This window comes from Nocardia sp. NPDC057440 (genome assembly GCF_042802915.1).
Classification (GTDB): Bacteria; Actinomycetota; Actinomycetes; order Mycobacteriales; family Mycobacteriaceae; genus Nocardia.
In genome coordinates this window covers 24,896-42,115 of record NZ_JBHVDF010000016.1, presented here as the reverse complement: position 1 = coordinate 42,115, position 17,220 = coordinate 24,896, and the positions used below count along the sequence as shown (strand labels likewise).

The window sequence follows — 17,220 nt, the reverse complement described above, 5'->3', positions numbered from 1 at the left end:
CCCCGCGGGGGGCGCCGCGGCCCCCGCCTCGGTTGGGGGGGGGGGGGGGGGGCGGTTGTGTTAAACCCCGCCGCCCCCCCCCCCCCCACGAGGTGCTGGCGCACGGCAACTTCGACCGTTTCGCCCAGGCCGTGCTCGTCGAACTCCCACCGGGTATCGACCACGCCACCCTGACCGCCACCCTGCAAACGGTCATCGATCATCACGACATGCTCCGGTCCCGGCTCGACCGGACCGGCGAAACCTGGACGCTGGTCACTCAGCCGGTCGGCGCGGTGCGCGCCGAATCCGTGTTGCGGCGAAGCCGCATCGACGCCGTCATCGAGCGCGCCGAGTCCGACCACGGGCATGACGCCGCCGCACCGGATGGGGTTGCCGCTCGCGAAGTGCTTGTCAGTCGAGAAGTGGCTTCTGGCCTCGGCATGTCGGGTCGATCGGGTGATGACAACAGCGAGCATGCGAGCCAGGACATTGTTGCCGGTAACGGCAACTGGACCGAGCATGAGCTGCAGATCGCCGCCGACGAGTTGGATCCGTCCGCGGGCGAGATGTTGCGGGCCGTGTGGCTGGAACGCAATGGGGCTCGGCCCGATTCATTGTGGCTGGTGCTGCATCACCTGGTGGTCGACGTGGTGTCGTGGCGGATCATCGTGCCGGACCTGGCCAACGCATGGGCGCAGCTGGTAGGAGGGCAGTCGCCGGCGCTGGAACCGGTCGGCACCTCGCTGCGCCGCTGGGCGTGGGCGCTGGCCGACGAGGCGGTCCACCGGGCGCGGGTCGCCGAACTGCCGTTCTGGCAGGAGATGCTCGATCTGCCGAACGCCGATCTCGATGTGCGGCAGCTGGATCCGGCGCGTGACACTGCGGCGGCCATGGGTCGTATCGACATTCGGGTGCCTGCGGACATCACGGCGGCCGTGCTCGGCACTGCTGTGGAACGCTTCCATGGTGGCGCCAACGATGTGCTGTTGACCGCGCTCGCGCTGGCGGTGTCGCGCTGGCGGGCCGAACGTGGCGCGGCGGATACCGCACGCACGCTGGTGGCGCTGGAAGGCCACGGCCGCGAGGAGGACGCCATCCGCAACGCTGCGTGCAGCGGCGGTACCGGTTCCGCGTCTGGGGCGAGCGCCGACCCAGAGGCTGCCGCCGCGAGTCGCGCTGTCGCACCACGGGATACACCTGCGGCGAGGGCGGATCTCGCACGCACCGTCGGCTGGTTCACCACTGTGTTCCCTGTCGGCCTCGATCTCAGCGGGATCGATATCGACGACGCCTTCGCGGGTGGCTCGCATGCCGGTCTGGCGATCAAGCGAATCAAGGAGCAACTGCGCGCAGTGCCGGACAACGGCATCGGTTACGGCTTGCTGCGCCACCTCAACCCCGACACAGCGATCGCGCTGGCCGAGCGGCCTGCACCGCAGATCGGGTTCAACTATGTCGGCCGGGTTCCCACCGGCGGGCTGTCGGGGCCGTGGCTGCCACGTCAGGCGATGTCCGGTTCTGGTGCACCGTTCGCGGTCACCCAAGACGATGCGATGCCGCTGCCCGCGGTGGTCGATGTCAATGCGCTGTCCGACGGCGAAGAGATCGCCGCCACCTGGACCTTCGCCGCCGAAATCCTCGGCACGGACGAGGTCGAGGCCCTGGCGCACCTCTGGGTCGAGGCGCTCGGCGCACTGGCTCGCCATGCCGAAACGGACGAGGCGGGCGGACACACCCCGTCGGACTTCTCGCTCGCCGCCACCACGCAGCGGGATATCGACGGCTGGGAGCGGCGCTACTCGGCGTTGACCGATGTGTGGCCGCTCTCGCCATTGCAGTTCGGAATGCACTTCCATGCGTCGTTCGACAACGGTGTCGACGACTACGTGGTGCAGACCGTGCTGTCGCTGGCGGGGAACGTCGACGGCGATCGGCTACGTCGCGCCGCGGCCGCGTTGCTGGCCCGCCACGACAGTCTTCGGACGGCGTTCGTCGCCACCGACGACGGGCCTCGGCAGCTTGTCGTGGGGTCGACCGAGGTCGACTGGCGCACCACTGACCTTGCGTGGCTACCGGAGGTCTCGGCACACGCGGAATACCAGCGAATTATCGCCGAGGACAAGGCAATTCGCTTCGATCTGGCACATCCGCCGCTGTTGCGACTGCACCTGATCCGGCTCGGCGCCCAGACCTATCGGTTGCTGTTGACCAACCACCACATCCTGCTGGACGGGTGGTCGACCCCGCTGCTGGTGCGGGAGCTGCTGACCCTGTACGCGACCAACGGCGATGCGCGCGGACTGCCTGCCGCGCCGTCATACCGGGATTTCCTTGCCTGGCTCGCGGCACAGGACGCGGAGGTGACCAGAAACGCGTGGGCCAACGCCCTTGCGGGGATCGACGCGCCGACCCTGGCCGCTGCGGCGGGTCCTGCCGCAGCGGCGGCCGGGCAGCTGTCGCGCGAGATCGACGTGCGAACATCGGCGGGGTTGCAGGAGCTATCCCGGGCCCTCGACGTCACCGTGAACACCGCTGTGCAGGCCGCATGGGCGCTGATCCTGCACGCTCGCACCGGCCGCGACGACGTCGTCTTCGGCGTCACCGTTTCCGGTCGCCCACCGCAGCTTGCCGACGTGGAATCGACCATCGGCCTGTTCATCAACACGGTTCCGGTCCGGGTGCGGCTGGAGCCGGGCCTGACCGTCGCGGAACTGTTGCGCCGCATGCAATCCGAGCAGGCCGTGCTGCTCGACCATCATCACGCCGGTTTGGCCGACATCCAGCATGACATCGGCCACCGCGAATTGTTCGACACCGCAACCGTGTTCGAGTCCTACCCGCTCGATCGAGCGGCACTGGCCGAGACGCCGGACATCGCGGGTATGCGGGTGCTCGATGTCACCGCCACCGACAACACGCCCTATCCGCTGTGCCTGCAAGTAGTGCCCGGCCGCAGGCGCGACGCCGACGGCGAGCGGACCGAAACGCTGCGGGTGACGTTGAAGTATCGCGGGGGCGTCATGGATACCACTGAAGCAGCCGGGCTGCTCGACCGTTTCGAGGGGCTGCTGGCACAACTCGCAACTGCCACCGAGACCAAGCTGGCCGCTCTTGGTCCAGCCGCTGCCGTGACGGTGGTCTCAGGACCCCCGGCGCCCGAGCCTCGGACACTGCCCGCGATCCTCGACGCGGTCGTCACCAGCGCCCCCGAAGCGATCGCGCTGTCGTGCAATGGCATCGACCTGACCTACCGCGAACTGGACGTGCGATCGAATCAGCTGGCCCGGTTGCTGCTGGAGCGCGGCGCAGGTCCGGACAGCCGGGTACTGCTCGCCCTGGTCCGCTCGGTCGAATCGGTGGTGTCCGTGTGGGCCGTCACCAAGACTGGCGCCGCGTTCGTCCCGCTCGATCCCGGCTATCCGGCCGACCGGATAGCCGACGTGGTCGCCGATACCAGGGCCGATCTCGGCCTCACCACCACCGGCCGCCGAGCGAACCTGCCGAACTCGGTGGATTGGCTGCTACTCGATGATGTCGCCACGGTGGCCGCCTCGGTGACCCGCTCGACCGCGCCGATCACCGACAGCGAGCGTGGCGGGGTGATACACCCGGATCAGGCCGCCTACCTGATCTACACCTCCGGTTCCACCGGCACGCCGAAGGCGGTGCAGATCGGACACCGTGGCATCGCAGGTGTTGTTGCCGCCCAACAGGAATCGCTGCTGGTCGATCCCTCCGCGAGCGTGCTGCATGTGGCCTCACCGAGTTTCGACGCTTCAGTGTTCGAGCTGCTGATGGCACACGGCTCCGGTGGGCGCGTCGTGGTGGCGCGTCCGGATGTGTATGCCGGTGGGGCACTGGAAGATCTGTTGCGTGAGGAACACGTCAGCCACATGGCGATCACCCCATCGGTGCTGTCCACCATGGAACCGGCGAATCTACCCGACCTGCGGGTGCTCGTTGTCGGGGGCGAGGCATGCGGTCCGGAACTGGTGACCAAGTGGGCGCCGGGCCTGCGCATGGTGAATGTGTACGGCCCGAGCGAATTCACGATCTGGGCAACCGGAAGCGATCAATTGGCTGCGGACGAGCCGGTCACCATCGGCGCTCCGATCTGCGGCGCGGCGGCGCTGGTGCTGGATTCCTGGCTGTGCCCGGTGCCCGTGGGCATCGTCGGCGAACTGTGCTTGGCCGGTCCCGCCTTGGCGAGTGGCTATCTGGACCGGTACGGCCTGACTGCCACGCGGTTCGTCGCGAATCCGTTCGGCGACGCGGGCGGGCGGATGTATCGCACCGGGGACCTGGTGCGCTGGAGCGCGGACGCCCGCACGTTGGAATATGTGGGCCGCACCGATTTCCAGGTGAAGATTCGAGGCTTGCGCGTCGAGCTCGGCGAGATCGACAGCGCGCTCACTGGACTGCCGGATATCGAGTTCGCGATCACCACTGGGCAAGAAGGTCCGGCAGGCGCCACAGAGCTGGTCTCCTACGTGCTGCCCACCGATGGGATACCGCTGGATATCGATGAGGTACGCAGCCGGATCGCCCTGGTTTTGCCCTCTTACATGGTGCCCGCCGTCATCGTCCCGCTGGACAGCATTCCGATCACACCGGTCGGCAAACTCGACCGCGCCGCCCTGCCTGCACCGGACCTGCATGCCGGGCCGCGCCACGCCTACCGAGCGCCGCGTACCGACCGTGAGCGGACCATCATCGACGTATTCGAGAAGGTGCTCGACATCGAAGGCATCGGCATCGACGATTCCTTCTTCGATCTGGGCGGCAATTCGCTCAGCGCGGTGCGGACAGCCCGGCTGCTCGGGGCGGCCTTGCACACCGAGGTCGCGGCTCCGGCCGTGTTCGCCGATCCGACCGTCGCCGGCTTGGCCGAATGCATCGACAAGGGCGGGGCGGGAGCGAAGAAACCGGCCGCCGCGCTTCGAGCGGCACTGCAGGTGCTGCTGCCGATCCGAGCCAAGACCGGAAGTCTTGACCTGCCACCGCTGTTCTGTGTGGCACCCACCTCGGGTGTGGCCTGGTGCTATTCCGGGCTCGGCGCGTATATCGACCCGCGCCGCCCGATCTACGGGCTGCAGTCGCCGACATTGACAGCCGAACCCGGCGACCGCGGTCCGGCGACCATCGGCCAGTACGCCGACCGCTATGTACACGAGATCCGCACGATCGCGCCGCGCGGCCCGTACGAACTACTGGGCTGGTCGTTCGGCGGCTTCGTCGCGCACGAGATCGCGGCACGGCTGCGACGTGCCGGTGAGCATGTGCGGCTGGTGCTGCTCGACACCGATCTGGCGGCGCGACACCTCGAGCCACCGGATCTGCTCACCCCCGGTCAATTCGTCCACCAGTTCGGTCCGATGCTCGGCCTGCACGTCGAATCGACCGAACTGAGTGCCGCGGCGGCCGCCTCGGCGCTGCGGTACAGTCCGGCGGGCACGCTCGATGTCACCGGCGCCGACCTCGAGCGGTGGACTGCCTCCTACAACGCGTCGGTGCGCATGGTCGGCTGCCACCGCCCGCGGCGATACGACGGCGATCTGGTCTTCTTCGCCGCGGCACGGGACCACGAAGGCGCCGTGAAGGTGGATCCGAACGCGGCGTCGCGGCGTTGGCGCAGGCACGTCGCGGGAACTGTCGCCACCTACCCGCTCGACGTCACGCACGACGAGATGACCACGCCCGAGGCGCTTTCCGAGATCGGTCGAGTACTCGAGGAACATGCCCAAGGAATCGGGTCCGACTTCGCGCGACGTGCCATAGGTGCGCTGTCCGGCGGACGGTGATCCGCAGAACGTCGCTAACGGTCCGCAGCTCGACCCAAGCGCCGCCCGGCTTTTGGGTGGCTCACACCACGGAGGGCCGATGGAGATCGAGCAAGTCCGGCTGGGCGGACACGAACAAGTCCTCCAAAGCATCCGAATCATGCTCCCGGACGTACTCCATCTCGGCCTCGCTGATCGCGACACCTTGCACCCACGCCACGGTCTTGCCGGTCATCGCCTGGGCCTCGAAGTCCGAATCGTCCCAGAGAAAAGGGCTGACGAACATCAGGTGGGGGACGGTGGTGTCGGATATGTGCGCCCCGACGACATCGGGAAAGACCCGTCCCGGCTCGACGAGCCAACCACTGTTGATGACGCAGAAGGCCGCTGTCGACAGCACAGCCGCGAATACCGGCAGGGGACTGACGGCGACGATCTCGACTCCGAGCGGCGGCCGGACCCGGCCGGGAATGGAGCGATCGGACAGTCCGATGGTGCAGAACGAAATCAACCCGGGCCCTGGCCGATCGACGCTGCTGAGCACAGCGATCTCGGACTTTTCGTCCGCGTCGAGATACTGCACGACGCGGGGAGCACCACCGAACACGGCCCTGGCTTTGTCCGCGATCCGCCGATTGTCCGCACTGACTTTCACAGGACATCCCCTCGGTAGTTGTCAGTTTTGTCTTCACCCTCATGGCTCAGATTAGAACTCGGTAGTTCGGGTCGATATCGCCGGACGTCGTTGTGCTCGTCGAGAAACTGTTCTCGCGTAATCCCGCGCAGCGCGGCATCGCGTTGATGTTTCCAGAACTCCAGGCCTGGCTTGTGTCCCATGTGCCAGGGCTTGGTGGGGTCGAGCACCTGGCCGGTCAGCTTGTCACGAACGAGACCGTCGGTGTCCTTGTTCATATCCCACACCTTTTGCCGCACACCTTTGCGGTAGCCGGTCGGGCGACTGTAGGTGGAGGATCCCTCCTGCGATTCGGCATCCGGACGCACGGTGGCGGGCGGCGCTTTCAGATCGTCCAAAGCTTGCCGAGTCTGCGGCAGTTGGATCTTTATCCGGTTTTTGGCGGCAAGGCCGGCGCTACGCGTGCTTCGGATATGCTCCACATTTCGTGCGATTGCGCCCACCGGGAGGCGACTCTGCACTCCACCCTCCGCCGCCTTCATGATGCGCTTCGCGGTTTCGAGGTCCAGTTGCTCGACTTTCGAGACCATGAACTCCAGCTTCGCGCCGTTTGTATGGTAGATGTGCGCGAGCACAAAGGGAGTCCGATCGCTGAGCGTTACATGGACGCGCTGCGCGGCTTCTCGCCATGCCATGGCCAAAATATCAGTCATGGAACTGAGCTCCTCACCGCAAATGCCTTGCCCCGCAGGGGCCCTGCAACCATCACCGCAGTTGTGCGACCCGGTTGTCGTTATGGCTCGAATTGATGACGAGTCATACTCATTCGTGATGCTACCGCGCCGTCACGTGATGGACCGGCCGCGTCGCTGACCGGCGCCGGGGTATGACGCGAGTAACCAACTGCGGGGTCCCTACGGCGCGTTCATCTTCCAGCTGTTATGCGACCTGTCGATCGACCTGATCGGCTGATCGGTGCGGTGGTGAGTTCCGCCACGTGGGGCCCCGGTTCGACCATGCCAGCGCGCTTTTGCGCTCTCGTGGATACCGCTCCGGCTCTGTGGTGCCTGGTCACCCACCCGAGAGGGCCGATAGTGCCTGTGCTTCAGTTCGCTCGCTGTGCCGCAGTTCTGGTGCGATGCGGCGGGAATGCTCGCGGCAAACACCTCCATCGCCTGAGTGTGGACGTTTGCCACGCGAGTGCTCGGTGTCTGTACGTTCGTTGCCGCAGGCCTCGTCAGCCGCGACCCGGCGCCTACCTCGGTCTAGCGCTAGAACAGGTGCGACAGTTCAATGCGTTGCTCGACCTCGCGGACTGCAATCTCGGGCCTTACCGGAAAAGCCATACCTCTTGCACATGACCGACTGGTCGAGTACTCCGGATACAGGAGGTGTTCGATGCCGCCCTCTGCATCCGATCCTATGACGCGGACCGACGAGGTCACCGTACCGTCGGAGCCCATCCGGCTGACGGGGCTACTCGCCGTCCCGCAGAACGCCACTGCTCTGATCGTCTTCGCGCATGGGAGCGGTAGCGGTCGGCACAGCCCGAGGAATCGGTTGGTCGCCGACGTGCTCAATCGTGCGGGACTCGCGACGATGCTGGTCGATCTGTTGACCCCCGACGAGGAGGGAGATCGTGCCCGCGTTTTCGATATCGAGATGCTCGCCCACCGGCTCGTCGACGTCACCCGTTGGCTGCGCGCACGGTCGGCCCTGAGCCGCCTACCCACCGGATATTTCGGGGCGAGCACCGGAGCCGGCGCCGCCCTGTGGGCGGCCACCGAACCCGGTATCGAGATCGCGGCCGTCGTCTCTCGCGGCGGCCGCCCCGACCTTGCCGGTCCGCGGCTGGCGCTGGTCCGCACACCGACCCTGCTAATCGTCGGCGGGAACGACCAGCACGTGCTGGAGCTCAATCAGGAGGCCCGGCTGCGGATGCCGTGTCCGAGCGAGATCGACGTTGTCCCCCACGCGACGCACCTGTTCGAGGAGCCCGGCGCACTCGAGCAGGTGGCGGATCTGGCCCTCGACTGGTTCCGCCGCCATCTCAGCGTTGCGAGACCTTGAACACCAGCACTCCACGGTAGGCGGAAGTCCGCGGGGACAGGCGAATGCGCCGTGCACCCGGATCACTCCAAGAGGAGAGGTTGCGACAGTTCTGCTGGCTGGAGGTCGAAGACTCGAGTCGGCCTGCGAGGAGATTCGACTCCGAAACTGTGTGCGTAAGAAAGGCGTTCGACGGGCCGGGAGCTGATCCAGCAGCTCGATCCCGAGTTGCATATATATTCGACCGCCGAGCGCTGAAGGCGCACAACCGGAATCAACCAGTACGTCCGCATCACTGAGCCAACCGGCGCTTCCGCGACAATCTTGGTGAGTATCTGCGACGCCTTTCCCGCCGTTCCCGGCCGCGGGACCGTCGAGATCCTGCAGTTCGCGGATCTGGCAGGCGCGTGGTGCCGCCGGATGCGTCGACGAATACAACAGAATGCGGTCCGCGTGGGCGACCCTGCTGAAGCCCTCTGTCAAGGTTGAGCTCGGCATTCCCGATCCACCGCGCACGCGACGCCTTCCACCACAACCACCCCTACGCGGTAGAACCACCTACATTTGCGCCTGGATCGCGAAAGCCGCTGCGGCGGTGGCACTACTCATCGGCGAACCGCAGGTGCTCGCGTCCGGTGGTTGAGCTGTCGCGGTAATCCCGAAGAGTCAGGATTGACGGTGCATGTACCCCGGCGTGAACGATGCATCGTCGAGTCGCGGGGCGATCGACTCCCCGCCGAGTGCCTGCCGCAGGATGGCTTGTTCGTCCTGGATGACGTGCATTACGGCGTTGATCAGGGCGAGGTGGGTGAACGCCTGGGGAAAGTTGCCCCAGTGCCGGCCGGTTCGGGGGTCGATCTCCTCGGCGTAGAGGCCCAGGGGGCTGGCGTAGGCAAGCAGTTTCTCGCACAGCTGTTTGGCTCGCTTCTTTTCGCCGATCTCCGACAGTGCCGAGACCAGCCAGAACGAGCAGATCGTGAAAGCGCCTTCTTCCCCTGCGCAACCATCGTCGGTTTCACTGACGCGGTACCGCAATACGAGGCCGTCCTCGGTCAGTTCGTCGGCGATGGCCAACACCGTGTTGCGTACCCGCTGGTCGTCGGGGGGCAGGAACCGAACCAGCGGAATGAGCAGGGTCGAAGCATCCAGCGCCGTGCTGCCGTAGTGCTGAGTGAACACCTGCCGGGAGTCGAGCGCATGGGTGCATATATCGGCGTGGATTTCGTTTGCGGCCTGCTGCCAGCGATGCGCGCGTTCGAAGTCCTGGTGGATGCGGGCCAGTCGGGCGCCGCGATCGGCGGCGACCCAGCACATGACTTTGCTGGAGGTGAAGTGTTGGGGCTCCCCGCGCACTTCCCAGATGCCATGGTCGGGCTCGCGCCAGTAGGTGAGGGCGCTTTTGACCGCCCGGCCCAGCAGCGGCCAGGCGCGGGCGTCGATTTGGTCTTGGTTGCGCGCGTAGAGATAGACCGCGTCCAGCGCGGCGCCCCACACATCGTGCTGGCGTTGCTGGTACGCGCCGTTGCCGATACGCACGGGGCCGGCATTTTCGTAGCCGCGCAGGTGGGTGAGGGTCTGCTCGGTGAGGTCGGTTTCGCCACCGATGCCGTAGACAATCTGCATGTCCCGGACGTTTTCGGTCAGGTTGATGATGTACGAGAAGAAGTCGTTCGCCTCCCAGCTGAAGCCCAGTGTGTACAGGCCCCATAGCGCAAAGGCGGAGTCGCGTATCCACGAGTAGCGGTAGTCCCAATTGCGTTGTCCGCCTGGCGTTTCGGGTAGTGACGTGGTGGCGGCGGCGCTGATCGCGCCGGTGGGTGCGAAGGTCAGGCCCTTGAGGGTCAGCGCGCTGCGGGTGAGCTGGGCAGTCCACGGATGGTCCGGAAAGCTCCCGCCGGCCAGCCAGTGCCGCCAATGGTGGATCGTCCGCAGCAGCCGTTCATCGGCCTCGTCCACGGTGCGGGGAGCGTCGCGACTACCCCAGGAGAGCGCGCAGAAGCGTGAGTCGCCCGCCTTCAGCAGGGTGCGAGCAAGCGCGTGCGTACCTTCGAGCCCCAAGCGGATGTCGGTGTTCAGCGTCAGCTGCAGATCGATCCCGTCCGCGCTGGCCTGCGCGAGGTGGTAGCTGTCGAGGTACTCCCAATGAGCGTGATGCCTGCCGTAGTCGAAGGACGGCTGGCAGTCGAGCACGAACTGGATCTGTCCGGTCTCACAGTGCACCGTCCGCAGCAGAATGTGCTCGGCGTCGTAGTCGGTGGGGGTTCGCCGATGGGCGCTACGACCGGGTGTCTGATGCCGCCAGGGCCCGACCAGCAGCACATCGCGAACCGTCGCCCACCCTTCGCCACTGCGCCAAGTCGTCTCCATGACCATCGTGCCAGGGACGTAGCGACGATCGGTGGGCACCATGAAGTCGGCAGGGGCGAACCGAAACGAACCGGCCGAACGATCGAGTATGGCCGCGAAGACACTAGGGGAGTCCATACGGGGCAGACACATCCACTCGATAGCTCCGCTGGGGGCGATCAGCGCAGTGACCTCGCAGTCGGAGATGAAACCGTAGTCGTCGATGTGCGGGAACGCTGTAGGCTGCGGCGTGCGTTCAACCTCGTCGTCCATCTGGTGCTCCATCGTCATCTCGGCGCTGATGCGTGGCTGGCGTGTTCCATGCGATTGCCTGGTGAACCGCCTTCTTTCTCGACCGGACTGCGAGCGGATCGGGACTGGAGTTGTGGGGCGTTTCCAACCAGCCCACCACCTTGTAGGCCCTATCGGCAAGCCCGGTGTGCGCCGCGACGTGATGAGCGTGGTCGACCCTGAGCACGACAGGCTGCGCGGGCCCGATACAACTCGCGGCCACTGGCGCAAGACCCGTCGCTGAATGACAGAGGGTTGTGCACGGCGAACTTTTGCGCCGCCGAGAGGGGCGAACGATCACTCGTCGCCGAAAAAGGAATGGGGCCCGGGGGAACCTGGGCTACGAGTTGGCGGCATCCAGTTGTTGGCGGGCGCGGGCGTCACTCACCCCTGGCGCGACGAGGTCATGGATTGCGACGTCATCAACCCCGACTGCTCGATGCGGGCAGGGCATTTCCCGCAGTTCGGCGACGTTATGCCAATACCCGCTCGCTGGTCGCCAGAGGCATCGGCGGAAAGAGTCTCGTCCAGAATTCGTGGCGGACCGCATCCCACAGCCTGGCCAGTTCCGGCAGGAGTTCTCGCGCCAGGGCGAGATCCGGGTAGTTGCTGGGGCAGAAGGATGCTATTGGCGAAGCGTCGCATGCGTTGTCCACGGCGACAATCGCAATCAGGTGATGCTGAACCAAGCGCCACGTCACACGCAGTCCGTCGACTTCCGTTCGGCGCATATCATCCATCTTCGATACCCCGTCGCTGCACGCTTACCTTGTGCATGTGGCGACCACTATCAACCGGCCGCACTCGAGGATGTGCCACCATCTCGGCTGGCAGCTCGGCACCGTCACGGATGCGCCACCGAGGGTGGCCACTGGGACAGGTCGGGTTCTCGGACATGGGGTATTCCTGCTTCGGTCGTGACGCCGGTGCGTCAAGGTGTCCGGGTGGGGCAGTTCACATAGGACTTAACATAAGACATTAGATTTCATAGTTCAATGGGTTCGCCGTAAAAATCGCATTAAGTCCCGCCCATCTGCCGCACGCGCCTGACCGGCTGGCCGCGAAGTCCGCCCACGCTCGGACAGGCGGTCCCGGTCGAGAGTCGATGCGGTCGAACGCTGCGACAACATCCGCGTCGTGACCTCTACATGCGTGTCGCCACGCCTGCGGCGGGAGGGCAGCGCTTCATTCTCTGTGGCCACCGCCCTGGTCGCCTGACGACTGCGAATACCGCCAGGGTGAGATTTACCTCTAACTTTATAGTTCATAGTTCAAGTGTTAGTAGCTAGAATCGTGTCACGTACCCGCCACCCGAGGAGTCGCGTTGTCCTACCAGGAGAGGGCCGGATTGACCGCGCTCAGCGCCGTGCTGTCACCGCTCGAGGGCGGTGGTCCGAAAACCGAGGCCGTGGTGCAGCGGTTGTCTGCTGCGATCAGCCTCGGCGTGATGGCCGACGGCCAGCAGTTGCCGAGTGAGACCGATCTCGCCAACCAGTTGGGTGTATCGACGATGACCCTGCGGGAGGCGCTGGTCGTACTTCGGCAGCAGGGCATCGTCCACACCAAGCGCGGACGCGGGGGCGGCAGCTTCATCAGCGCTTCGGCGGAGGTCTTCGCGAACACCGCGCTGGCGCGGTTGCAACAGATGAGCATCCAGGAGCTGCGCGATCTGGGAGATGAGCACTTCGCCGTCACTGGAGCGGTTGCTGTGTTTGCCGCGCGCCGCGGGGTGCGGGCCGATGTAGTCCGGCTCCGCACCCTGGCCGACCGGCTGAAGGACAGCACCGAAATCGTCTCGGCACGCCGGGCCGATAGCCGCTTTCATATCGAGATGGCGGTGTGCGCGCAGTCCACCCGTCTGACCCGCGCCGAGGTCGGTCTGCAGGCCGAGCTGTCCGCCTTGCTCTGGCTGCCGCGGCTGAAACTGGACCCGGCGGCCGAGGCGGCCGCCCATCGTGAGCTGGTGGACGCGATCGAACGAGAAGACGATGCCCAGGCGAGAGAACTGGCAGAATCGCATACAGAATCACGCATCCGCCGCCTCGTCGCCCTACGCTTGGAGCTCAGTGATCGATGAGCGACACCGATAGCTTTCCGGCCCGGGCGACCGTCGAGTCGCTCGCTGATTCCGTCGCGAAACTGGCCGACGAGATCTACCTGTCGCTGGCAACTATCGGAACCGCGCTGACAACCCTGTGGGATGGCCTCACCGAGAAGCTGCGGTCCGCTCCCCAGTCGACTGACCTGGCACTGTTGCGCGAGACCATCGCCGGCGAGCTCGAGCGGCGCGGAAAGCTGTTCACCGGCGCAGGCGTAGTGATGGCCGACGGCGTTCTCGCTGATCGCCCTCGACACCTGGAATGGTGGCTTCCCGACGCGCAACGCCTGATGCTGGAATTGAATCCCGATAATGAGTACTTCTACGACTACACCCAAATGGACTGGTTCACGATTCCGCGCGAGCAGGGTCGGCGATGGGTGCAGGGGCCGCACCTCGACTACGCGTGCGGCGATCAGTACGTGTGCACATTCTCGATACCGGTCACGACCACATCGGGAACATTCCTCGGCATCGCCGGTGCCGATGTGCCGGTGGCCGCGATCGAGGAAGTCTTGCTCCCGCTATTCCTGGCATCCGGTCAGCGGGTAGTGCTGGTCAACGGCGAAGGCCGCGTCATTATGGGGACCGATCCCGATTTCACGACCGGATCCAAGACGAGCCGGATGGACAGATCTGCTCTGGCAGTCCCGATCGAGGCGATGCCTTGGTCGTTGCATCCGCTGGGGTCCATGGCATCCCATTGACACCGGATCCGCGCCGCGCCGGCGAAAGCCGCTGGAACGCAGTGCGATCCGGTAGTCGAGGTCTTCGGCTTGCTCGACGCCGCGGCGAACCGGCCGTCGATGTTCGGCGGACTCGACCCGGCTCGCGACACACCCGAGGACCAGCAGCAGATCCGGGTGATCACGGCCCCGGGACGAGCCAATGCGCACCCCCGGTGCCGCGTTCAACTCCACAGCGTCACATGAACTTTCGGGCGGAACCGTGTGACGCCCACACCGGACCCGCGGATCATCGCCTGAATGCAGCGCGGGGTGGTGATGAACCGCAGCAGTTCCGACACCGCGGGCTGGCGGGTGTCAGGCGGCAACGTGGTCGCGCACCACTCATCGGATACCTGAAGTCCGGGTCCCTTGATATGGCTCAACCGACCGGCCGCGAGGTCGGAGGAGACGGCGAAGCCGATCGTCAGGGTGATGCCTCCGACACGGCGGACCTCTTCGAGGGCGGCGGCATCGCTCTGGAAGATCCGCTGGTGTGATTCAGGAATGGCCAACTCGCGCAGCATCGTCGCGATGTGCCCGTCGACACTGCCTGCGCTGGGGCCCAGCATCCACTGCTGCTCCCGCAGCAGCGCCGGATGCGGTGCGACGTCAGCCAGCGGGCTGTCGGGGCGCGCGACCGAAATGATCTGATACTTCAGGAACGGCCGGGTGGTGAGAGTCGTGTCGGCGCCGCCCTGCCCCGGCCCCAGCGCGATGTCCACCGCACGAGTCTCGATCAGGCTGCGGAACTGGCTGGTGGGATGCACACTCAGCTCGACCGACAGATCCTTCGCCCGCGCCGCGAACAGGTCGATAAGGCCGGGCGCGGCATGTTCGGCGAACGCGCTCGATGCCGCGATGTGGAGCAGCCGTCGGCCGTGCGCCGCCTCGCTCACCTCGATGGCGGTCTGGCGCTGCAGTCCGAGAATCTCGATCGCCCGGCCGGCCAGGCGCAGCCCGCCGGGCGTGAAAACCAGACCCGCCGCCGTGCGGGTGAACAGCGGGTCGTCGAGCTCTTTGCGCAGCTGGGCGATGTGCGTCGAGACACCGGCGTCGGACATCCCCAGCTCTCTGGCCGCCGCATGGACGGAGCCGAGCCGCACCACGGTCGAGTAGGCCCGAAGCTGGGCGGGCGTCACAATTCGAGTCTACTTTGGAGGTGGACGCAGCGTTTACCGTCGCGTCGTGCCTGGAGGACACATCATGCAGGACGTGCTCTCGGATCTGATGACAACCTGGAACGCCGGGGGCACGGCCGGGGTAGCGACGGTCGTGCGGACCTTCCGTTCGTCACCGCGACCGCCCGGTGCGGCCATGGTCGTCGCCCCGGACGGGACAGTCGGCGGTTCGGTCTCCGGTGGCTGCGTCGAGGGCGCGGTCTACGAGCTCGCCACCGATGTCGTCCGGACCGGTCGCCCGGTGCTGCAGCGCTACGGCTTCTCCGACGACGACGCGTTCGCCGTCGGTCTCACCTGTGGCGGCATCATCGACATCTTTGTCGAAGCGATCTCGCGGGAGACGTTTCCGGAACTCGGCGAGGTCGCCGCGGACATTGCCGACCATCGGCCGGTCGCGATCGCGACCGTCATCGAGCATCCCGACGCAGGCTGGGTCGGGCGACGGCTGCTGATCCGGCCGAGCAGTGCGCACGGCACGCTGGGGTCGGCGCGCGCCGACGATGCGGTGACCGATGACGGAGGCGGGCTGCTCGCGGCGGGCCGCAGTGAGGTGCTGTCCTACGGTCCGGATGGGCAGCGTCGTGGTGAGGGCATGGCGGTTTTCGTCGCCAGCTATGCCCGACAGCCGCGGATGCTGGTGTTCGGGGCGATCGATTTCGCCGCTGCCGTCGCTCAGCAAGGATCGTTCCTCGGGTACCGGGTGACGGTGTGCGACGCACGGCAGGTATTCGCCACCTCCGCCCGGTTTCCGACCGCCGACGAGGTCGTCGTCGACTGGCCGCACCGCTATCTGGCCGCGCAGATCGCGGCAGGCGCGGTCGATTCGCGGACCGTCGTCTGCGTGCTGACCCACGACCCCAAGTTCGACGTTCCACTGCTCGAGGTGGCGCTGCGGGCACCGGAGATCGGCTATGTCGGCGCGATGGGGTCGCGCCGCACGCACGACGAGCGGCTGTCCCGGCTGCGACAGGCCGGCCTCACCGACGAGCAACTCGCCCGGCTTGCCAGTCCGATCGGGCTGGATCTGGGCGGCCGGACACCGGAAGAGACGGCGGTGTCCATCGCGGCCGAGATCATCGCGCGCCGCTGGGGCGGACACGGCGGCTCACTGGCTCAAACCGGCGGCCGGATTCACCACACACCGGGCGCGACCAGCGAATTAAGTGATTCCTTAACTCGGTCTTGACGAGTGCATCGGCGGGGCAGAGTCTGGGCTCATTCCCGTCGATGTGAGGTCGATCACATGCAAGTTCCTGGGCCATTCGAATACGAGCGCGCAACGGGCGTGGATCACGCCATTGGACTACTGGACCGGCTGGGGGAGGAGGCGCGCATAGTCGCGGGCGGGCACAGCTTGCTGCCGATGATGAAGCTGCGGCTGGCCAATCCGGAATATCTCATCGATATCAACGACCTGGCTGCCGAACTGGGATACATCGTCACCGATCCGACCCTGGTGCGAATCGGTGCGATGGTCCGGCATCGGCATGTGCTCGAGTCCGCCGATCTCGCCGCGGTATGCCCGATCTTCCGTGACGCCGAGCGCGTGATCGCCGATCCGGTCGTGCGCAACCGCGGCACGATCGGCGGCTCGCTGTGCCAGGCCGATCCCGCCGAAGATCTCACCACGGTCTGCACGGTCCTCGGTGCCAACTGCCTGGTGCGCGGACCGTCCGGCGACCGGGAGATCGCGATGGACGACTTCCTGGTCGGTCCGTACGAAACCGCCATGTCGCACAACGAACTTCTGATCGAGATCCGAATTCCCGTGCGGCATCGGACATCGAGCGCCTACGCGAAGGTGGAGCGCCGGGTCGGCGACTGGGCGATCGCGGCGGCCGGCGCGACGGTGACACTGCAGGGCGGGACGATCGCGGCCGCGCGGATCGGTCTCACGGCGGTCAATCCCGATCCAGTGGCGCTCGCCTCCTCGGTAGACGCGCTTCTCGGTGAGCCGCCCACCGAGGAGGTCTTCTCGGAGGCGGGCCGCCGGGCGAGCGCCGCGTGCTCACCTGCCTCCGATGCGCGCGGCAGCGCGGAGTACAAGCGCCATCTCGCGTCCGAACTGACCATTCGCGTGCTGCGTACCGCAGTCGAGCGAGTACTGAATGATCCTGCGCTGGAAGGGAATTAG

General features: G+C 66.2%; 10 protein-coding genes and 1 pseudogene. 6 read left to right on the top strand and 5 right to left on the bottom strand.

Annotation, left to right across the window (positions count from 1 at the left end):
- Positions 1–92 precede the first annotated feature (92 nt).
- Positions 93–5,783 (top strand): amino acid adenylation domain-containing protein, encoded by a 5,691-nt coding sequence (locus ACFU4Z_RS28210; RefSeq protein ID WP_379068526.1) that lies wholly within the window; start codon positions 93–95, stop codon positions 5,781–5,783.
- Positions 5,784–5,844: 61 nt separating this feature from the next.
- Here the strand turns inward: ACFU4Z_RS28210 and ACFU4Z_RS28205 are convergent, their stop codons facing one another.
- Entirely contained in the window at positions 5,845–6,417 is a 573-nt protein-coding gene (locus ACFU4Z_RS28205; RefSeq protein WP_379068523.1) for a suppressor of fused domain protein, read from the bottom strand.
- The gene (locus ACFU4Z_RS28200) at positions 6,414–7,109 is read right to left on the bottom strand and encodes an HNH/ENDO VII family nuclease (protein ID WP_379068521.1); all 696 of its coding nucleotides are present in this window, start codon (positions 7,107–7,109) and stop codon (positions 6,414–6,416) included. The genes ACFU4Z_RS28205 and ACFU4Z_RS28200 overlap by 4 nt, the downstream gene beginning before the upstream one ends.
- A 700-nt stretch (positions 7,110–7,809) precedes the next feature.
- Here ACFU4Z_RS28200 and ACFU4Z_RS28195 point away from each other — a divergent pair.
- Positions 7,810–8,466: pseudogene (locus ACFU4Z_RS28195) on the top strand (dienelactone hydrolase family protein); the annotation flags it as partial.
- A 645-nt stretch (positions 8,467–9,111) separates the two neighbouring features.
- On the opposite strand, the gene ACFU4Z_RS28190 reads toward ACFU4Z_RS28195, so the two are convergent.
- Entirely contained in the window at positions 9,112–11,064 is a 1,953-nt protein-coding gene (locus ACFU4Z_RS28190) for a glycoside hydrolase family 15 protein (protein ID WP_379068518.1), read from the bottom strand.
- Between the two features lie 491 nt (positions 11,065–11,555).
- On the bottom strand, positions 11,556–11,822 hold the full coding sequence (locus ACFU4Z_RS28185; protein WP_379068515.1) for a hypothetical protein: 267 nt from the start codon (positions 11,820–11,822) through the stop codon (positions 11,556–11,558).
- Positions 11,823–12,490: 668 nt separating this feature from the next.
- Between ACFU4Z_RS28185 and ACFU4Z_RS28180 the strand changes: the two genes are divergently transcribed.
- Both ACFU4Z_RS28180 and ACFU4Z_RS28175 read left to right on the top strand, forming a co-directional pair.
- On the top strand, positions 12,491–13,159 hold the full coding sequence (locus tag ACFU4Z_RS28180; RefSeq protein ID WP_379068512.1) for a FadR/GntR family transcriptional regulator: 669 nt from the start codon (positions 12,491–12,493) through the stop codon (positions 13,157–13,159).
- Positions 13,156–13,887, top strand: coding sequence for a cache domain-containing protein (locus tag ACFU4Z_RS28175; protein WP_379068509.1), 732 nt, complete (start codon positions 13,156–13,158; stop codon positions 13,885–13,887). Before ACFU4Z_RS28180 ends, ACFU4Z_RS28175 begins: the two co-directional genes overlap by 4 nt.
- Before the next feature lie 203 nt (positions 13,888–14,090).
- Here ACFU4Z_RS28175 and ACFU4Z_RS28170 read toward each other — a convergent pair whose 3' ends face one another.
- Positions 14,091–15,047 (bottom strand): LysR family transcriptional regulator, encoded by a 957-nt coding sequence (locus tag ACFU4Z_RS28170; RefSeq protein ID WP_379068506.1) that lies wholly within the window; start codon positions 15,045–15,047, stop codon positions 14,091–14,093.
- 64 nt (positions 15,048–15,111) lie between these two features.
- On the opposite strand from ACFU4Z_RS28170, the gene ACFU4Z_RS28165 reads away from it, so the two are divergent.
- A complete protein-coding gene (locus ACFU4Z_RS28165) occupies positions 15,112–16,272 on the top strand; it encodes an XdhC family protein (protein ID WP_379068858.1) in 1,161 nt (386 codons plus the stop codon).
- A 57-nt stretch (positions 16,273–16,329) separates the two neighbouring features.
- Positions 16,330–17,220, top strand: coding sequence for an FAD binding domain-containing protein (locus ACFU4Z_RS28160; RefSeq protein ID WP_379068503.1), 891 nt, complete (start codon positions 16,330–16,332; stop codon positions 17,218–17,220).